This is a genomic window from Niabella insulisoli, from assembly GCF_039652435.2.
GTDB lineage: Bacteria > Bacteroidota > Bacteroidia > Chitinophagales > Chitinophagaceae > Niabella > Niabella insulamsoli.
The window spans coordinates 4,211,147-4,229,811 of the sequence record NZ_CP190246.1 but is presented as its reverse complement, the minus strand read 5'-3'; the positions used below and the strand labels follow the sequence as shown (position 1 = coordinate 4,229,811).

At 45.0% G+C, this 18,665-nt stretch carries 17 protein-coding genes; 3 read left to right on the top strand and 14 right to left on the bottom strand.

From position 1 onward, the window contains the following. Positions 1 to 113 precede the first annotated feature (113 nt). From ABDK00_RS17975 to ABDK00_RS17935, 9 genes are all read right to left on the bottom strand, one after another. On the bottom strand, positions 114 to 1,316 hold the full coding sequence (locus tag ABDK00_RS17975; RefSeq protein ID WP_428400352.1) for a beta-ketoacyl-[acyl-carrier-protein] synthase family protein: 1,203 nt from the start codon (positions 1,314 to 1,316) through the stop codon (positions 114 to 116). A 1-nt stretch (position 1,317) separates the two neighbouring features. Beyond that, positions 1,318 to 1,590 carry a phosphopantetheine-binding protein gene (locus ABDK00_RS17970; protein ID WP_346235944.1) on the bottom strand — a complete coding sequence of 91 codons (273 nt, stop codon included), beginning with the start codon at positions 1,588 to 1,590 and terminating at the stop codon, positions 1,318 to 1,320. Between the two features lie 69 nt (positions 1,591 to 1,659). Further along, the gene (locus ABDK00_RS17965; protein WP_346235945.1) at positions 1,660 to 2,274 is read right to left on the bottom strand and encodes a hypothetical protein; all 615 of its coding nucleotides are present in this window, start codon (positions 2,272 to 2,274) and stop codon (positions 1,660 to 1,662) included. A 1-nt stretch (position 2,275) separates the two neighbouring features. Beyond that, on the bottom strand, positions 2,276 to 3,553 hold the full coding sequence (locus ABDK00_RS17960; protein WP_346235946.1) for an NAD(P)/FAD-dependent oxidoreductase: 1,278 nt from the start codon (positions 3,551 to 3,553) through the stop codon (positions 2,276 to 2,278). 44 nt (positions 3,554 to 3,597) lie between these two features. Beyond that, complete coding sequence (locus ABDK00_RS17955) at positions 3,598 to 4,674, bottom strand: class I SAM-dependent methyltransferase (protein ID WP_346235947.1); 1,077 nt, start codon at positions 4,672 to 4,674, stop codon at positions 3,598 to 3,600. Positions 4,675 to 4,733: 59 nt separating this feature from the next. Then, positions 4,734 to 5,876, bottom strand: coding sequence for a beta-ketoacyl synthase N-terminal-like domain-containing protein (locus ABDK00_RS17950; protein ID WP_346235948.1), 1,143 nt, complete (start codon positions 5,874 to 5,876; stop codon positions 4,734 to 4,736). Between the two features lie 66 nt (positions 5,877 to 5,942). Next, positions 5,943 to 6,365 carry an acyl-CoA thioesterase gene (locus ABDK00_RS17945; protein WP_346235949.1) on the bottom strand — a complete coding sequence of 141 codons (423 nt, stop codon included), beginning with the start codon at positions 6,363 to 6,365 and terminating at the stop codon, positions 5,943 to 5,945. A 24-nt stretch (positions 6,366 to 6,389) separates the two neighbouring features. Beyond that, complete coding sequence (locus ABDK00_RS17940; protein ID WP_346235950.1) at positions 6,390 to 6,803, bottom strand: 3-hydroxyacyl-ACP dehydratase; 414 nt, start codon at positions 6,801 to 6,803, stop codon at positions 6,390 to 6,392. A 54-nt stretch (positions 6,804 to 6,857) separates the two neighbouring features. Then, entirely contained in the window at positions 6,858 to 7,733 is an 876-nt protein-coding gene (locus ABDK00_RS17935; RefSeq protein WP_346235951.1) for a lipid A biosynthesis acyltransferase, read from the bottom strand. Positions 7,734 to 7,832: 99 nt separating this feature from the next. Between ABDK00_RS17935 and ABDK00_RS17930 the strand changes: the two genes are divergently transcribed. Then, a complete protein-coding gene (locus ABDK00_RS17930; protein ID WP_346235952.1) occupies positions 7,833 to 8,927 on the top strand; it encodes a mechanosensitive ion channel family protein in 1,095 nt (364 codons plus the stop codon). On the opposite strand, the gene ABDK00_RS17925 is transcribed toward ABDK00_RS17930, so the two are convergent. From ABDK00_RS17925 to ABDK00_RS17905, 5 genes are all read right to left on the bottom strand, one after another. Further along, positions 8,920 to 9,423 (bottom strand): thioredoxin family protein, encoded by a 504-nt coding sequence (locus ABDK00_RS17925; protein WP_346235953.1) that lies wholly within the window; start codon positions 9,421 to 9,423, stop codon positions 8,920 to 8,922. The two genes, ABDK00_RS17930 and ABDK00_RS17925, sit on opposite strands and share 8 nt — an antisense overlap. Before the next feature lie 93 nt (positions 9,424 to 9,516). Then, the gene (locus ABDK00_RS17920; protein WP_346235954.1) at positions 9,517 to 10,281 is read right to left on the bottom strand and encodes a MerR family transcriptional regulator; all 765 of its coding nucleotides are present in this window, start codon (positions 10,279 to 10,281) and stop codon (positions 9,517 to 9,519) included. Between the two features lie 1,289 nt (positions 10,282 to 11,570). Next, positions 11,571 to 12,644: a hypothetical protein gene (locus ABDK00_RS17915; protein WP_346235955.1), complete on the bottom strand. Its 1,074-nt coding sequence runs from the start codon at positions 12,642 to 12,644 to the stop codon at positions 11,571 to 11,573. Positions 12,645 to 12,716: 72 nt separating this feature from the next. Continuing rightward, positions 12,717 to 15,338 (bottom strand): CHAT domain-containing protein, encoded by a 2,622-nt coding sequence (locus tag ABDK00_RS17910; protein WP_346235956.1) that lies wholly within the window; start codon positions 15,336 to 15,338, stop codon positions 12,717 to 12,719. Beyond that, positions 15,326 to 17,281, bottom strand: a complete 1,956-nt coding sequence (locus ABDK00_RS17905) for a PKD domain-containing protein (protein WP_346235957.1) — start codon at positions 17,279 to 17,281, stop codon at positions 15,326 to 15,328. Before ABDK00_RS17905 ends, ABDK00_RS17910 begins: the two co-directional genes overlap by 13 nt. Before the next feature lie 58 nt (positions 17,282 to 17,339). Here ABDK00_RS17905 and ABDK00_RS17900 point away from each other — a divergent pair, with 58 nt between their 5' ends. Both ABDK00_RS17900 and ABDK00_RS17895 read left to right on the top strand, forming a co-directional pair. Then, entirely contained in the window at positions 17,340 to 17,942 is a 603-nt protein-coding gene (locus tag ABDK00_RS17900; protein WP_346235958.1) for a sigma-70 family RNA polymerase sigma factor, read from the top strand. Continuing rightward, positions 17,939 to 18,658 carry a CDC27 family protein gene (locus tag ABDK00_RS17895; RefSeq protein ID WP_346235959.1) on the top strand — a complete coding sequence of 240 codons (720 nt, stop codon included), beginning with the start codon at positions 17,939 to 17,941 and terminating at the stop codon, positions 18,656 to 18,658. Before ABDK00_RS17900 ends, ABDK00_RS17895 begins: the two co-directional genes overlap by 4 nt. The last annotated feature ends 7 nt before the right edge of the window (positions 18,659 to 18,665 follow it).

Genomic DNA, 18,665 nt, shown 5'->3' with positions numbered 1-18,665 from the left:
CTCTAAAAAAAAGCTCGATACGCCGGTTATCGCTTAGAAAAGAATATGACAGCGGACTTTATAGTTCGCTGTTTTTTGCTTTTGATATCACTGCTTTAGATGAAGGCGTTTCGTCACACATCGTCCGTGGAGCTGAAGATCAGCGAGCTACAGTTACCGCCAAATCCAAAGGAATTGGACATCACATGTTTGATCGCCGCTTTGCGTAGCTGAGTTACCGGGCGAAACGGCAATTCTTTCATCTGTGTTTGCCAGCGAAGGTTGGGGAATATCAAACCCTGTTGTATAGCCAATACGGAAAACACAGCTTCGATGCCGCCGCTGGCGCCTAGTGTATGCCCTGTGAAAGATTTTGTAGAACTCATGGCGGGATAGTGACCCTCAAACAACGTTTTGATGGCAGTGCCTTCGGCAATATCATTATTGCCGGTTCCGGTGCCGTGTAAATTAATATAATCGATGTCGCGGGGGATCAATCCTGCTTTTTGCAGGGCGCCTTTCATAGCGAGCAGGTTGCCTTTACCTTCCGGCGAGGACGCGGTTTGATGATGGGCATCGTTGGCATTGGCCCAACCGCTGATTTTTACACTGGGTTTTTGCGCCAGCGTTGCGGCTACCTTTTCTGAAACAAGGACTACATAGCCCGCGCCTTCGCCCAGGTTCAGGCCTCTTCTGTTTTCATCAAAGGGTTGGCAGAACTCGCTGTCTAATATCATCAAAGTGTTAAAACCATTGAGGGTAAACCTGGCCAATGCATCTGTTCCGCCAGCGATTACAACATCCAGCTGTTGCTGGCGAATCAGGCGCGCGCCCAAAAAAATGCTATTGGCAGACGAAGAACAAGCTGTGCTCACAGTGGTAACAAAATCCTTTACACCAAGGGCGTCGGCCGTAACTTCAGTGACAGCGCCACATTCGTGATGCACAACATCGCGCAAGCGCCCGCTGCTTTCATCTTTTAAGAACGTTTCAAAAAAGCCTTCCGTCAAATCCATCCCACCGACGGAGTTGGCAGAGATAAACCCGGTGCGCCAATCATCTAAAGCGACACCCGCGTTGCGAACAGCCTCCCGGGCCGCTATGGTACTTAAAAGCGCTGTGCGGCTGATATTGGGAGATAAGCCGGCCTGCGCAGCTAACTGGTGGTTGGTAAGTTTTACTTCGGCGACAGGCAGCGTATCTTTATGGATCGATTGCAGCCGATCCATTGCGCCCATGCCTGCAGTGCTTTCGCTAAGCGCGGCCAGGTTCTCAGCGACGTTATTGCCAATGGCAGAAATAACGCCAACACCTGCTATGTAAACCGGAGCCGCCATATCAGTTGGCAGCACCCGCTTGTTGCTCTAAAATATAATCAGCCATCGTGTTGACAGATCTGAAAATTGTTTGCCCTTCTTCAGCATTTTTAAGCTTGATCTGATATTCCTGCTGTAATAAAACGATCAGCTCTAAGGCATCGATCGAATCGAGGCCTAAACCTTCTACAAAAAGAGGATCATCATCTTTGATGTCTTCGGGCTTTTTATCAGCCAGATTTAATTGTTTGATGATCTGCTGTTTTAACTGGTAAATCAGGTCTTTCTTATCCATCCAATTCTTCTTTAATAATTTGTTTTGTTTTGCTATCTGCGATTTTAGCCGCGACGCGCGCCCGGATAGTTAGGCCGTTGCGCCCATCCGGTCCAATTGCCCGGCTGTAAAGTTAAGGCCATTATTTTTTCCCTTTTCGATTAAAAATAACCGCACATCATATTGCCCGTCCTGAACGTCAATCCAACCACAGATACAGGCGCGTATGCCCCGGTTTTCCATCAGGTCGTTGACATAAAATACCATCCATTCTGCATTAAATTGCTCACTGATAAAGAAAGCATTTTCGCCTTTAAAGCCATAGCGGATGCTTATTTCGCCGATAACAATATTGGGTAGTGTATAGACAAAAAGTGATGGGCTCGGAAAAGTTTTTGCCGATTCAAAATAATTGACATCCGCTTCGATGCTGCCGCTCCGATTGGACAGCACGATCCCTAATTCTTCAGTCTGGTAAATATTTATGGCAAAATCTTTCAGCAGCAGATGACCGGCTGCAATTCCCAGCTTACCCATTGCGTCCATTTTAAAAAACCTGGGATAGTCTATTTCTAACTCATCATAGAGCACTTGAAAAAAGTCTTTGTTTTCGGGCCGATTGAGGGCTATCTCAAGATTATTATGAACCAGTTTCCCCTCCTTAATACAAACTGCCTGGGTGATATATAAATCGTTTATCTTCAAGTTAAGATGGTTCGGGGTCTTTGAAGCCGTTGTTGATATAACTAATACTATCTCTTAAATGAATTGTTTTCGCCAGCTTTTTTAATGCCGTTGCGTGATCCTTTACATAAGGATTATCGGTATCCCACACGTAGCCGGCCAGAACAGAGCAAATCTTCCTTTTGATATCCGGATCCTGATCGTCGGCAAAGAAGATGGTATCTAACGTGCCTTCATACCAGGCCATCACATAGCTTCGGAAAGTGTCGACGCCCTGCTGCATGATTTTCATGTATTCCTCATCCCAATCCACTGCTTCTCCCTTTAGTTTTTTAACCACCAGTTTGCCGGCAATCTGGCTCGACACGGTGGCGAGCGTCACACCGGAAGAAAATACAGGGTCCAAAAATTCGGTTACATTGCCGGTCAACACAAAACCATCCCCGTAAAACTTGTCGGTAGTGGCTGACCATGATTGCAACGTTTTGGGCTCAAATACAAAATCGGCGTCTTTCATGCGCGTCGCGATATAAGGCTGCGAAGCAATCAGCGCTCGCATCACCTCTTCGCTGGAACCGCTAAATTGATCGAAAAAACCGGCGTCGGCAACGAAGCCCACCGAGGTAATACCCGAAGAAAAGGGAATCACCCAAATCCAAACGGCTTTGTCGTGAACGATAATTGTAATGCGATCCGGCTCATCATCCATCGAGCGGTTTTTATCTGCAATATGTGTAAACACTGCTTTTCGCGGCGGCAGGTTGGAAGGCCGCTCCATGCCAAACAATTTTGGAATCACGCGCCCATATCCGCTTCCGTCGATGATAAAACGCGCAAAGATTTCGCTGGTGTTTCCATCTTTATCTGTTATTGTTGTGGTCGAAGTCCCATCCGGGTGGAAAACAATACCAGTTACGCCCGTCTCGTAAGCAACGCTCACCCCCTGGCTTTCCACGGTTTTGGCCAGCGTATGATCAAAGTCGGCGCGGGGCACCTGCCAGGTCCAGCCCCAACCTTCGGTAAACTGGTCGTCAAAAAAATAGTTACAGATTTTTCCGTTTTTCTCAAATTTTGCCCCGTTTTTTCGTTGATAGCCCCGTGCTTTTACAGCGTCCAGGAACCGGGCTTCTTCAAGCGCTTCCATACAGCGCGGCAGCAAACTCTCACCAATTACAAAGCGGGGAAATTGCTGTTTTTCAACAATTTTAACTTTATAACCGGCCTGGTTTACAATCGATGCGGCGACGGTTCCTGCCGGGCCGGCACCGATTACAAGGACATCAACTTTTTCAGGTAACATATTATTTTTTTGAAGAGGTTTATGATCGGTCAGGTAAGCTACAACTATTTTTTCTTTCTACATTTTAAAAGCGTGTGGCTTAAACCAATGCCATCGATTTGTTCCACAATATCAAAGCCTGCTTTTTCAATGCATTGTTTAAAAACCCTGCTGTCATACATCTGGCTATTGCCATTGGCTATTGCTGTAAAATAAATCGACAGCTGCTGAATACAGAAAGCGGAAGTTTCAAAGCGCTGGGTATCCCAGAAGGCTTCCAAAATCAATACCAGCCCATCGTCATCGATCGAGCCGGCGCATCTTTTTAAAATTGATACAATTTCGTCTTCCGAAAAACAATCGAGGAACTGGCTCATCCAAATGGCGTCAAACCCTTCTGGAAAAGGAACGCTTTCGTCGAGGATATTGCAGGGGTAAAACGCTACGCGATCAGAAAGCCCAAGCTCGGCGATCCGTTTTTTTGCCATGGCTGCCTGGCCCGGCAAATCCATGATGGTTACATGAATATTCTCGCCATGGGTGGCCGACGCCGACGCCCATTTGCCGGTGTTGCCGCCAATATCCAGCAGCTTTTTAATGTTTTCAGCATATACTTGTTTGATCACTTCAGGGAAAGCGATATCGGAAAAGAAATGATCATATTCAAACCAGCTTTTTTGAATATGGGAAGGCAGTTGTGATAAGCCTTCGTAGACCGTGTTCCAATCGCCTAATTCTTTTAGGCCGGCAGGTTTCCCGGTTTCGATCGCTTCGTCGAGATGGAAAATTCCTTTATAACACACATCGTGTACAAAGTTCATGTTCACTTTTGTAAGCGGGTCGTGGAGGATAAAATAGCCGGTTTTTGTGATGGCAAATTTTTCGTCTTCGGTATATTTTACGAGGTGCATGCCCAGGCCGGCTTCCAACAACACGCGAACGCCGTATTCGCTAAGCTTTACTTTCGCGCATATGTCGGCGAGTGTGATGCCTTCTGACTTGGCATCTTCTATAACCTGAAGCATCCCTTTATCGCGCAATACTTTTGCAACCTGAAAAAGGATGGGTCCATGGGCAATAATTTGCGCCATATGTTTGGCCTCAATCGCAGTTTTTTGTTCCTGTTTGTAAAAATCTATCATTTTTAAGTTTTGCTATTTTGATGTTTTAGTTGTACTGATGTTTTTCAAAGGGAGGTAATTTAATCCGGTTTTTCCTTCCTAAATAATACAGCCGCGTTGCAACCACCAAACCCTGACGCCGTTTTCAGGCACACCTGAAGCGGGCTGCGTTGCAAGGTACTGCAAACGGTTATATTTTCCGCTGTGCCCGGCGTTTGGAAACCCATTGTTGGTAAAATAATATCTTCTTTTAAACTGTGTATGGACAGAATGCTTTCGATCAATCCGGCCGCGCCCAGCGTGTGGCCGAAATAGGCTTTCAAACTATTTACCGGAACAGATTGCAATCCGGCCAGATGGATGGCTTTGCTTTCCATGTCATCGTTATAAACCGTTGCCGTTCCGTGAAGCGATGCAAAATCGATGTCGGCGGCTGAAATTCCGGCTTCTTTCATCGCGTTTTTGATGGCGCCATATAATTCCTTTCCGGTTCGGGAAGGGCCGGAAATATGATTAGCGTCGTTGCTTACCGCACCGCCGGCGAGCCTAACGCTAATTTCCCCGGTGGGTTTGTGGCAGGATAAAATGATTGTTGCCGCCGCTTCTCCCAGGTTGATGCCTTTTCTTGCAGCGTCGAAAGGCCGGCAACGCTCGTCGCTAACCGCCTGAAAGGATTGAAACCCGGAAAGAATGAACCTGGTGATCAGGTCGGCGCCGGCAACTACTATTGTGTCCAGCAGGCCTGCTTCAATCATGCGTTTGGCGGTGATCAGGGCAACCAGCCCGGAGATGCAGGCATGAGAAATGATAACGGGTGGTGAGAAGAACCCCAGTTGCGCTCTTATTTTTTCAGCAGAAGAAGTAAGGCTGATGTTGTCCTTCAGTTCTTTTGAAATTTCATGCTGCTCTAAAAGACCAATGTTGCCTTTTGTCGATGAAAGTATCAGGCCGGTTTTAGTGTCGGGTTTTGGAATGCCCGCTTCAGACATCGCTTCCGTAATGGACCTTGTTAACAGCCATTCAAAGTTGGTAAGGCCTCCTTTTGGTCTGTCGCTCCAGAAGCTCTCAGGAAAAAGCGATGCATAAAAAGCCTTGTCGCTGCGCGCGCCTGCCGCGTGTTGTTGCACGCTGGACTTTCCGCTTTTAATATGATCAAAATTTTCGGTTGCGTCAGCTCCAAGGGGCGAAATAATATGATCGGCTACTACATACACAGGCCTCATACAAACAATGTTTTTATAGCAACAATCAGCGTTAAAAAGTTAGAGGTGAAGCGCATAAAAGAAACTTTAAAAAAGCCCCATTTGCTTTTTCCATTCGAGGAAAAACGGCGGATTGTTCAATATTAAGGTTTGAGATTCCCGTTCCAAAAAAACCTGAGTGGTTGTTCCGGTAGCTACAAGGCTGTTATCCGACTTTTTAAACAGGCGGTAGTGAAAAATAATCTTTGCTGCTTCGCAAGGATGATAGGTTGATTCGACCAGGACCGTATCTCCAAATTTTAAAGATTTTTTGTAGTTGCACTCCGCATGAACAATGGGCACCACCACGTTTTCTTTAAAAAAATCCATGTAGCCCATGCCATGCTTTTTCCCAAAAGCCTCCCTTCCATCTTCAAAATAACGGATATAATGGCCGTGCCACACAATTCCTAAGGGGTCGGCCTCGTTAAAGCGGATTAAAACCTCGATTGTATGGCTGAGCGTTTTCATGAATAAGTTGGAATATTTCTGCAACTAAGCAATAAAGATTTTCATTTCGCAAGAGACAATATATTCATCATTTACCGAAATGGCGCCTTCAATAATCGTTGCATTAAAGATTTGATTTTTGACGGTAATGGCCGTTACCAGCTGGTCGCCGGTTTTAGGAAGACTTGTGATTTTCAAATTCTGTACAGCTCCGATAAAACCAACCGGCACCGGCTTTTGCTGCTGCTGGCAAGTGTAACCCATATGAGCGGCAGCGGTTTGAGCGATATTTTCAATCAGGCCCGGCTCTGTTAAAACGCCGTTTTGCACCAAAACATGATCGTCTTTTACCGTAAATGCGGTTGAAGCGCTCGTTTCGCTACAAGACTCTAACGTATCAATTAATACAAAAGGCTTTCGCTGCGGAATATAGGACTGTATATTTTTAGAAATACTCAAGAAGAATGATTAAAAGTTAAAAGTAAGGAAACTTGAGGATTTTGCGGAGCCATTCTATTTCCAGAAATCGTAATAGTTATACCATTGGGAAGGATAGGCTTTTACCTGCTTTGTCATGGCCGCGGCAAATTTTTCCAAAACCATTTCTGGCGAAGCCTGCGGTTGATGTTTATAGGCGACGGCGGGCGTTGCAAAGAAATGATAATGAGACAGCGACTCCTTCATGGCAAAAACAAACGACACGGGCACATCGAGTTTTGTCGCCAGCGCAAAAGGCCCTTGGGGAAATTTGGCCGGGGCGTTTAAAAAATCCATGGTGAGGGTTTTATTCCCTTCCAGGAAACGGTCGGCATGCATGCAAACCAGTTCATTATTATTTAGCGCATCGATTATTTCATAAATATGAGAGAGATTGTCGCGGATGACAATGATATTAGCATTTCGCTGCCCTGTAGTGTTTTCCAAATATTGTTTGAGCTGCTGGTGTTCCCCGTCAAACATTACAATGTTGATTTTTGTGTTGAGCCTTTTGAGTAAATGGCCGGCGATTTCCCAGTTGCCGATATGCGCGCTCAAAAGCAAACCGCCCTGGCCATTTTCGACCATTGCCCGCAGATGCGCTTCTCCTTCAAATGTAAAGGTGAAACGGTTTTTGATGTCGGCCATCATTACAATGCGATCAATGATTGCCTGGCCAAACCAATAATAATTGCTATATAACTTAAGGATAGACTGAAAGCATGTAAAACCTTGTCGTTGCCGGAGATAAGACCATACAAACCCTGAAGAGCGCCAGCTAAAAAGAAAATAGTAGGCAGCCACAAAAACCAAAAGCAGATAAGCCGGAACAACGCCCAGCGCTTTCAACACGCTGATAAATATTCCGTAGCCGGTTTTGTTGCCCCTGGATTTTCCTTCCCAATCCGCCATTGCCTTTTTCGTTTAAGCGCCAAAGTTAGCGTGGCTGCTGATATTTCAGTTCATCTATAAAAATAGCTTATTACATTTGGTGAAATTTAAACCGTAGCAATGGAAGAAATTTTGAATCAGGTGATCTTAGACAATACCGTTCAAAGCTATCTGATCGTCGGATCTATTATCTTTTTTTGTTTTTTATTTAAAAGGATCATCGCTCATTATACGGCTGCCTTTTTTGCTTTTTTACTAAGAAGCCGCTATAAAAATGTAGATCCGGTTTTCTTTAAAACCCTGGTGGCAAAGCCCCTTGGCGTGTTTATCGCCGTCCTGGTCACAGTGATCGCCTTAGACCGGCTTCATTTTCCGTCGGCAATTGATATCAGCATTTATAAACTAAGGCTGCAGGAGCTTTTCAGGATGATGGGCTCAGCGCTGATCATCATTACCTTTTTCCGGTTCCTGATAAAGTCAATGGACTTCGTGGTACTGCTGATTAAAGACCGCTACATGCGGAGCGGCGATCCCGGCAATCATCAGCTGGTCTTCTTTTTTAAGGATTTTATAAAAGTGTTGATCGGCCTTATCGGCGCGCTGCTGATTTTGAAATATACTTTTAATTATGATATTAAAGGCCTCGTAACGGGGCTGAGCATCGTCGGCGCCGCCATCGCACTGGCGTTGAAGGAAAGCCTGGAAAACCTGATCGCTTCTTTTATTATATTTTTTGATAAACCTTTTGAAACCGGCGACGCGGTGAAAGTAAATAATTTTAGCGGCGTGGTAGAACGTATTGGTTTGCGCAGCACGCGTATTCGTACAGATGCCAAAACCTATATTACGGTTCCTAACAAGCAAATGGTGGACAGCGTTTTGGATAACCTTAGTAATCGCACGCAACGGCGTGGCGACATAAGGCTCGAACTGGCGATTGATACGCCTCATGAAAAATTAGAAGCGCTGCTGTCGGGCATCAGGAATATTTTGGCCAAACCCGCTATTGAAAATTATAATCTTTATTTCACAGAGATTACCGCGAATGCGCAAATTATTACGGGCGACTTTTACACCGATCCGAAAAATATTCAACAATTTAATCTGGTAAAACAATCGGTAAATATGGAGATTATTCAATTGATGGAATCGCTTCAAATTATCGCTGCCGGTAAACAAACGGCTATTATGGTTGCCAAAGACGGCGCTAATTGAAAACCGCGGCTAACTCTTCATCAAACCGTCCCGATTTTCCGTATTCCACAACGCGCCCCATTTCTTTTCCATTTTTTAGGATGATGATGGTGGGCACATGTTGCACGTTAAAGTTGGCGGCAAAATGAGCGGCATCATTTTTAGTCCGGTCGAGCGCAAACAGCGTAATTCGCCTGGGGTCGATGTTTGCCTGATGTGTTATTTTATAAAACCGCGGTATTACATAATGCGAATCGGGGCACCAGGTGCCAAAAAAAACCATGAACGAAACGCTGCTGTCCTGTGCTGAAAACTTATTAATAATGGAGTCGGCCGGCACATACACTTTTTCATTATCGACATACCACTTAAAAGCGGCAGAATCGGCTCTCAACACACTGTCGGTCACAAACCCTTTCAGCATTTTGCGGCCCGTGCGATCTTTTGTGGTTTCAAATTGCTGTGCCGTCGAACAAATGCTACAGGTAGTTAACAACAACAGGAAAAAAAATTTCATTCAGTTTATTTTTGAGATTTAACGGCGGTTTGCCATGTTATAACGCGCTTCATTGGTCGGTCAAAGCCATCACAGGATAAAAATCATATTGGCTTATAAATTGGCCTTCAGTTCTAAAAAGAACGATTTGATTTTTTGTAGCGATTGCACAGCAGCAAATTTCTCTTCCGCTTTTTTATTGTTTTTTAAATATTCGCGGGCGCCTTCAATAGTGAACTTACGACGGCGCAACAAATCATAAATGAGATAAAGGTTTTTTACATCCACCGGCCTGAAAAACCGGTCGCCTTTGCCATTTTTTTTGGGTTTCAAAATATCAAACTCGCTTTCCCAATACCGGATGAGGGAATGATTTTCTTTGAACATGGTGGTCACATCGCCCATGCTATAATATTGCCGCGAGAAAAGAACTTCGTCCTCGGGCATTTCAATAAGATCTGCCGCCATCGCATTTTCTTTTACCGATTTTCGCCCTCTTTGATTTCGCTTTTCGGCGGCGCGATCTGCTTTCACAACTTCAGGAGCGCCGGCATCGTTGGCCTCGCTGTCAGTCTGTTCTGGCACAGGCTCGGCCTTGCTTTGCAATGCTTCCTCTGGCTCAGCTGCCTCCTCTATCGCCACCGGTTCTGGGGCTATTTCCTCGGCCTGAGCGCCCGCGTCAACTAGTGCTTCAGCTACTGCTTCTGCAGCGTCAACAGGCGCCTGTTCTGCTATTGGCGGCTGGCTCTTTTCCTCCTCCATTTCTATCTGGGCGGGCGGCCTTAATACATGCTTCCTGGCTTTGGGCTGCGGTTCCAGTTTTTCCACTTCGTCAAAAAAGGAAAATGCGGCCTGCGATTGTGGATTATTTTTCGCCATAGGTACAAATCTACCAATATTAAAAGAAATCTGTTTTACAATAAAATGTTAACACCCAGCGCTTTTAAGCGACAATTTTAATTAAATACGCAAGTAATTTAGCCTTGGATATAATGGTTTACATAGGCCAGAACTCAATGCCGGCAAGGGTTTAGGAGAAATTATTGTGTTTGAAGAAAAGATATAAGCGATCAAGATGATTTTAGAAATGTCAATAATGCAATTATCTTTGTGTTACAATAACACGAAAGGGTTATTTCAGAGTACAGGAAAAGTGAAGAGTGACCAACAGCAGATTTCAAGTTTTTTTCATATGGCAAGCAATCGTTAGAGGTCAGTCCGTTTCTACGGAAGGACCTTTTTTATTTTAAAGAAGGTTTGCAAACTATAGGACATGAAAAATCCGGGAAGAAACCCGGATCAACATTCGTTAAATTTAGCACACGGCTAAGCAATCGTTAGAGGCAATCAATTAGAGGTCACTTTTTTTAAAAACATCTCCTACGCTTAGAAGATGCGTTCCTTCAAATCCGGTAAACCACGTAAGAAGGTGTGCTAAGGTATCATTATTTTTCTAATGAGTTAACTTTTTTTTAAACTTTTTTCTCGAAATGTTAAAAAAAGGTTGAAAAATGCTTGTTTCAGATCAATTATAAGGCGTACAAAATTATTTTGGGTATGGGTGGTAGTTTGGCGTGAAACATAGTATAGGCAAGCATTTCCCTCTATTTCAGCAGTTTTTGGAGATAAAAAAATTAACAGTAAGTTATTATTGTGGTTTGTTTTCGCAGATTATCTTTACACCCTGAAACGCAAGTTTCGCAAAACTAGAATTTTTACATTTTTCATATGGCAAGCAATCGTTAGAGGTCAGTCCGTTTCTACGGAAGGACCTTTTTTATTTCCCTGATGTTTTGGAGTTAAATAAGGTTGGGCAGATAAAAAATTGGCCATTTCTGCCTTGGATATAATGTGAAATAAAAGTGTAAATGCTTAATAATTATATAACTACGCTGCCTCGTCACTTTTGGAAAGCATAGTTTAAGCATAAACTTGGTTCGGTGCAGGCATTTTTAGTGATTATCTTTGTGTAACAATAACACAATCGAAGTTATTTGAGGCGTTAGAAAAGTGACAGAGAGCATACAAAAGAGTTTTTAAGTTTTTTTCATATGGCAAGCAATCGTTAGAGGTCAGTCCGTTTCTACGGAAGGACCTTTTTTGTTTTTGGCCGGTTCACGAAAAAAGGGTTGCATTGCTACAACCCTCTCGTTTCACAGGATTTGGATCTACTTGGTGTTCATTTGGTTGATCAGGCTTAATAATTGGCTTTCGCTTACTTCGCTAAGGTTGAAGCTAAACCCGGCAAATGTTTTTCCGCTGGCGGGAGCGGGAATCGTTACGTCTCTCATTGCTGCATAAAATTTTCCATTTTTAGCGCTCATGGCCAGGAACGTGCCTTCCTGCCCGACAGGAATTGAATTTTGATAACTCAATAATCCTTCTTTGCCGGCATCAGGGGCAAGGATTACGTTATACATTTTGATGAGTGTGTTGCTGCCTTTTGTTTTAAAAAATAATAAAGAAGGGTCGGAGCTCGAATAGTTATTGCCTGTTTCGGTATTGAACTTGTCGCCAAAATAGCCAAGTACGGTGGTTTTAGGGCGCGGATCGTTGTAAAGTGCGTCACAGTTGCGCCACTGTCCCAAAGCATCGAGCGGGAAATTGGTGGTAGTAGGCGAAGCAACCCCGAAGCCGGCAATCTGATCCCAGGTGATTCCAGGCCTTACGCCTATCTGCGTCATTAGCGATACCTGTATGTTTTCGTGGTTGTAACCTTCGGTCGTGAAGTTGATGAGGCTGTCGCCGGCCCACATCGGAATTTCGCGCTGCTGGCCGTTGGCGCCTGCGCCAATAGGCACAATAACTGCCGCTGGTTTGGGCGCGTTCAAGACCAACTCATTATTATTCTGCTCCGCTTTCACGAAAATTTCGCCAAAAGATTCAAGCATGGCGCCATCGGAAGTGAGGGTGGGCTTGTCTGCCACAATCATATCAGAAGCTTTCAGAATATCGCGGGCGAAGATGGTTACACTGCCTGAAACGGCGGCGCCGTTTAATGTTTTAAATGCATTCGCCGGAAAATTAATTTTAGTGCCGCTGGCGAGCGTAATAGTGCCGCCGCTTGCGGCATCAAGCGTGAAGCGTTCGTTTTGCGGAGCGTGTTGTTCAAAAAAAGCATCCATTAACAGGGTTGATGATTTGTCATCAAAGTTGAAAGGCGGTATGCCGGAATCGTTTTTCTTGCATGAACTGATCGCGATTGCTGCGATGGCCATAGCTGCTATTAAAATCTTTTTCATAACTGGAGTTTTAAATTGTTTGACATTGTTTGTTGGTATATCCAACGAGCAAAACAATTGTTACCCCCCGTGCTAAAGATTTTTTCTTCTTTTTGAAATTATTTGGATTACTATCAGCAGGATGATGAGGAGAAGGAGTGCGGTGCCTGCGACGGGCAAATAAGCAGCAGCTGCTGTTTGGATGTGAATAACCTGGTTTTTACCCTGGTAGTAAAAAGCTGCCCAGAGCCATGGGTTTTGAGCGGCGGCGGCCTTATGTTTTTGCAGATAGGCAGCCCGGGCTTTTTGCAAGGCTGCTGCGGGTGTTTCGGAGTTCCGGAGCTCTTGATAAAAACCGGTTATGATTTGCGCCGCAGCTTCGTCGTCGACCTGCCAGCGCGTGGCTAAAACGCCCTCCGCGCCTTTGCTGATAAAGGCTCTGCCCAAACTCAGCAACCCCTCGTTTTGCACAGACAAACCTTTGCCCGTTTCGCAGGCGGCCAATACAACCAGCGGACACATTGCGCTATTATGTTGTAGCTGCCCCAGGTATATTTTTTCTTTGAATAAAATAAACGGCTGCGACGAAGCATCGCCGGCGACAGCGTGCGTGGCCAGGTGAACAATTTTATTGCTGCGAAGCGCGCCAAAGAAAATGCTATCCGTTGTCTGGCTGGCATCGTAGGTTTTTGTGTTAAAGGAGCGCTGCAAATAAGCGACCTCTTCCTTTGCATGCGGTAAGGCTGGAAAGCCAAGGTGCTCCTTTTCAAAATTGAAAATAACAACCGGAGCCTCAACCGGCCTGGCGGGTTCAATCAATTGTAACAAGGAAAACTGGTAGCTGATACTGTGGCGGACTCCCAGGAAGGCCGGTTGACCGGGCTCTGTACAAAGCGCTTCAAACGGCAGCTTATGCAACAACCCGGAGGGCGCTATGATATAGGGTGCGGGCCCCTGCGCCAGATGCGGGACAAATTTTTGCAGCAGGCGGTTGGATTTTTTATAGTACGCGCCCGGATCGTTATTAAACGCCTGCGGGCTATTATAAAATTCATTTATAAAAGAGTCCAGCATTTCAAACCCGGCATCCGCGGTGTCTATTGATTGATAAACCTGGTCCCGCGTAATTTCCACAATATACATGGCGCTGTCGGTGGCATAATGGCTTAGGATGTTGCTCGCCTTTCTCGCTGTTTGCATCCAGTTCAAAAAATTTTGATAAGAAGGCGCTGTCAATTGCTTCTCGAATGTGTTTTCGGAAAGGCTTAGTTCGAACTGGAGCTGGCGGATGCTTTCCCGGATAAGGAGCCGGTCCTTTTCGGTTGGCGCCTGTGCTAACAGCAAATAATTATTTCTTAATTCTTGAAACCCGGCGTCAGCCGGTGTCGGATGTTGCTGCCAGTTTTTTGTGCGCTGTTGTTCATACATCAACACGCGGCCTTTCGACAGTTCGGCCAGCCATAGCGCTTTGAATAAGAAAGACGATGATTGAGATTTTTTATAATGCTCATGATGCCAGGCGATCGCCGCTTCCGTGAGTTTTTGGTTGCTATAAATACTACTTTGGCTGTATAGCCAGGTGTCAATCAACTGCTGGCTGTAATAATCATTTAGAACGGCCTGCGTGCTCCAATAGGAAGCGCTGTCGGATTGAAGGCCGGCGTCGTAGCATTTGGCCATTCCAAACATGGCTGTAGTGACGTTAAAATCCGGATAGAGGTTTAGCGAATCGAGCCGAAAAAAATGTAAAGTTTGTTTAAACCAAATTTTGGCGTCTGCGGGTTTATTGAGGTTGGCCCAAGTGATTCCGATTTCGTTAGAAAGCTTCGCCTTCTCTTTTACGTTTAAGCTCCAGGATAGGTCCCAGGCCTGCTGCAAATAGCCAATGGCAGCGCGGTATTGCTGCGTTTCATTCAGAATGCGCGACCTGTTAATAAGCGAGTTTACGCTCCAGTTGGTATGCTCAACCGACGGCAGCTGGTAGGCCAGTGCTTTTTCATTCCAATAGGCAGCGCTGTCCATTTTCCCCAATTCAAGATAAGCGTCCGTTTTAAGATTGTATAAAAGCAAAACGGCGCTCTCGTTTGATTCCGTAATGGAGTGAAGCGCCTTGCTGGTAATCTGTTGGACTAACATATACTCCTGCATGTAGAAATAAGTAGTTGCGAGGTTGGCATAAAGGGATGCCAGCATTGATTGTTTCCCGTTTTTTTCTGCGGAAGAAATAGCGAATTCTTGCATGACAATCGCCTTACTGAAGTCGCCGATGCGGGTGTAGTTATTTCCAAGCGGCTTGCATACATATTCTTCAATGTTCATTTCAGCAGCCAGCGCTGTGCTGTGCTGGTGCTGATGATAAAACTTAAAAGCCGCTTCATACCATTTTGAGGATGCTTTGATAAAACCTCGTTGCAAAAGATGATAGGCGATATTAGTAATAAGCTGATAGTAGGCCAGCGTTTCATCCGCCGTTTGCGGCGCCCGCCAAATTGTTGCCAGCAGCGAATCGGCTCGGCTCGAAAGTTGTGGATGCTCATCGGTTTTGTCGAAAAGTAAATTCAGATAGTCAAGCAGGCTGTCCGTTTGTTCGGTAGGAAAAGTTTCTTTTGCAACAACAGGTTGCCGCGCCGCTTTGATGCATAACATGGCCAGCGCGCAACACACAAGAAGGCCAAGGCTGCTGAATATTTTTACATGCTTTGTTACAATCGCCATCCAGCATAAAAGTAACCAAAGCTTTTGTTTTTGCCATTGTAATAATATCTAAGCCCCAAATGCGGCCCCAGTTTCACTTTCCCGATTTGTAAGTCAAAAAAAGGCCTTGCCTTCCAGTTGGAAAAACTTTTCAGCGTTTGCTTGTCCGCTACCGTATAAGGCAGGTTAACGCCATTCGGCGATAAAAGCTGATAGCTTTTTCTGGTTTGTATGCTTCCGCTTATATCGGCCGTAACCACTGCGCCCACGCCAACCGAAATAAAATTGTTGATATTATGGCGCAATTGAATAGGGATGAGTTTTAACTGGCTGATGTTATTTTCCTGCATGGAATCGAACCTGTTGTATTCGAAATTTCTTTTTAAAGAATCAATAAAGATGGTGCCCACCCGATCAAAAGAAGTATTTACTACCTGTGTTGTGATCCCTGCTTTATAGTAAAATTCTGCCTGCCAGTAAGGTAAATAGGGCGCAAGCGGCGCCACGCCAAAGCCGGTAACAAGGCCATCGCTCGAGATACGGTTATCACCAAACGCTTTTTCATAACCTGCCATAATAATGGATGACAGGCTTTTTTTAAAACGGCCGGTCGCATAGTTGGTGATGACAGGCTCATTCTTATCAAAATAAATAGCGGTGCGTGATTTAAAAGGTTTTTTTTCCAGCTTTTTCTTTGTAACGATTTCAAACTCCATAAATCCTTTCGTGCTGTCCAGGTCTTCCACTCCTTTCTGATGCGTGCCTTTTAGATAAATACCATGAAAGGTAAATAAGGCGCCGCTGTCGTTCTTTAAAAGTTCCCAGCAACCTCTTTTTTCGATGGCCGCGCTGTCACACGGAGGACAAAATGGGTGCATGTCTTTTACTTTTATAGACTGCGGATCCAACACCGGCGCCATTGTTATATCTAATGCGATTTTTCTGGCCGGGCCTTTGCCATTGTTTTGGAACCTGATTTTATAATCCAGCGGTTTGTATTTTTTTAAAAACCGATAGCCGATACGGCCGCCTTTAATATTCATTTTATTCGGATCGTGGGAATTGACAACAGGCACGCTGAGCTTGTGCATCACGGGTTTGCCGCGATCAGGAACATATACGCCCGTAATGGTTAGCGTGGCATTGGTGTCCTTGATCATTTCAGGCGTGACGTGCAATTGCAGGAACGAAAATTTTGCCTCGCCCGTGGGCGCGCTTTCCAGCCTGCTGGCATAAACGTTTTTATAAAGCGCCAAGGTTGTGGACAGCGCCGCGCTTCCTTCGGCCGCACTTAGAACTGTTGGAAAATTAGAAGCCGGGCTGCCGCTTTCCGTAATAAGCAACGAAGACTGCAACGGTGGAATTTTATCAGCGCCGCTGAGCGCTGTCAGGCCGGCCGCATTACCATAAGCTCTGAAACCGGAAGTGTCGAAGCAGGTTTGTTCGAATTGCTTTTCGTTCAACATCAGGTACAACGTGCCTTCGGTTGGTTGCAAATCGGTATTTTTCCATCCGGCGATCAGCACCATGGTGTCATTGGGTTTCGCCATGCTGTTATATTTGAGCTCAAACATATCATTGGCTTTGAAAAAATTTTCTTCTGCGACAGACGCTGTAGCTGCGCCCGCCTGGTTTTTGGAAACGTTTACTTTTTGTTTCTTGCGTTGCGGTTTTTTTCCATCGTCGTAGTTATTTACGGCGTAGAGATACACATCATAAGTGTCGGCCTTGGCATAAATATGTTCGGGTTTTTCCGACATACTAAAATGGCCATCTCCAAAATCCCACAAATAAGTATAAAATGGCTCCGGCGCTCCCGGAATTTGGGTAAGCGCCGGCAGTTTTATGGAGAAGGAAAATGCTTTGCTGCTATCCGGCGTTGCCACAATAGCGCTGTCAGCATGCTGCGCAAAAGCATTTATATAGAAAACAAAAAGGCAATAAATAGTGGTAACGTATTTCACATCAGCGATTTTTTGATATATCAATGGTGGCAGGCGTTTGTTACCCCACGCTCCTTAAATGTATCAAAATATTATTACATTAGCTGCTTATAAATCAATCTATTTGCATAGCGATCAGCATTATATCATCTCCTTAAAAAGCCACGATTCTCAGAAAATAACAGAGATCTATCAAAAATTTTCACCTGGAATCAAAACCTATTTACTTTCCAAGGGCGCTGATATTGACGAAGCCGGAGATATTTTTCAGGAAGCCGTTATTGATCTTTACAAACTTGCAAAAAATGACAATTTTGTACTCACTTGTCCGCTGGAGGCCTTTTTGCTGTTGATTTGTAAGCGCCGATGGATCAATGTTGTTGAAAAAAGCAAAAGGAGGGGGGTAACAAAACCTATTGATGAAGGATATGCTTCTACAGCGGATGATAGTGCGGCTGAGGCACTGATGGCAACTTTTGAGGATGAACAACTGGTGGTGGAGATGCTTCAAAAAATCAGTGAGCGATGCCGGGAAATCATTGTTGCCAGCTATACTGAAAAATCGCAGCAGCAGCTGGCTGCTCAAATGGGCGTAAGCTATGCCTATTTGAGAAAAAAGAAATCAGTTTGTATGGCAGAACTTATTGCGCTTGTAAGAAATAAAAAATCGCGGCTTGTATGAACAACTTTGAAACCATAGAAGCATATGTAGAGGGCTGGATGAATGCGGCCGAAAAGGCTGCGTTTGAGCAACGCCTGCACTTCGACAGCGAGCTTCGGCGCGACTACGAAGATTGGATGAATGCTGATAGTAAGTTAAAAGAACACTTTGCCGAGCTGGCCGATGTGGCGGCTTTGCGCGAATCGTTAAACCCTTTGACAAAACGATATTTTAATAAGGAGGACAAAAAAATTCGTGGCCGTGTTATTTCTTTGAAAAAATACTTCGTCGCGGCTGGCGCGGTCGCAGCAGCGGCTATTATTTATTTCTCATTGCCGGCGGGTGTGGGCGATTATGCAGTACCCGAAATGCCACAGGCCATTGTGCGTGGAGAAAGCGATAAGTCGCATAAGGGCGCTCAGTTGTTTAATCAGGAACAATATGAGGCGGCGTTACCGCTTTTGAAGCAGGAGGCTGAATCTCGTCCCGGCGACGCCACAGCCCAGTTTTTCTATGCGGTTTGTCTGGTTAAATTGGAAAAGTATGAAATTGCCCTGCCGGTTTTAGACGGGCTGACAAAGGGCGTTTCAGCTTTCAAGGAAGATGCAGCTTTTTTTGCGGCGCTTTCGGCCTTCCATTTAAAAAAGCATCAACAGGCGCTTACCTATGCGCGCCAGGTCGGCCACGAAGGGCCATATTATGAGCAGGCGCAAAAACTGATTCGTAAAATAAAATAAAGTGAAG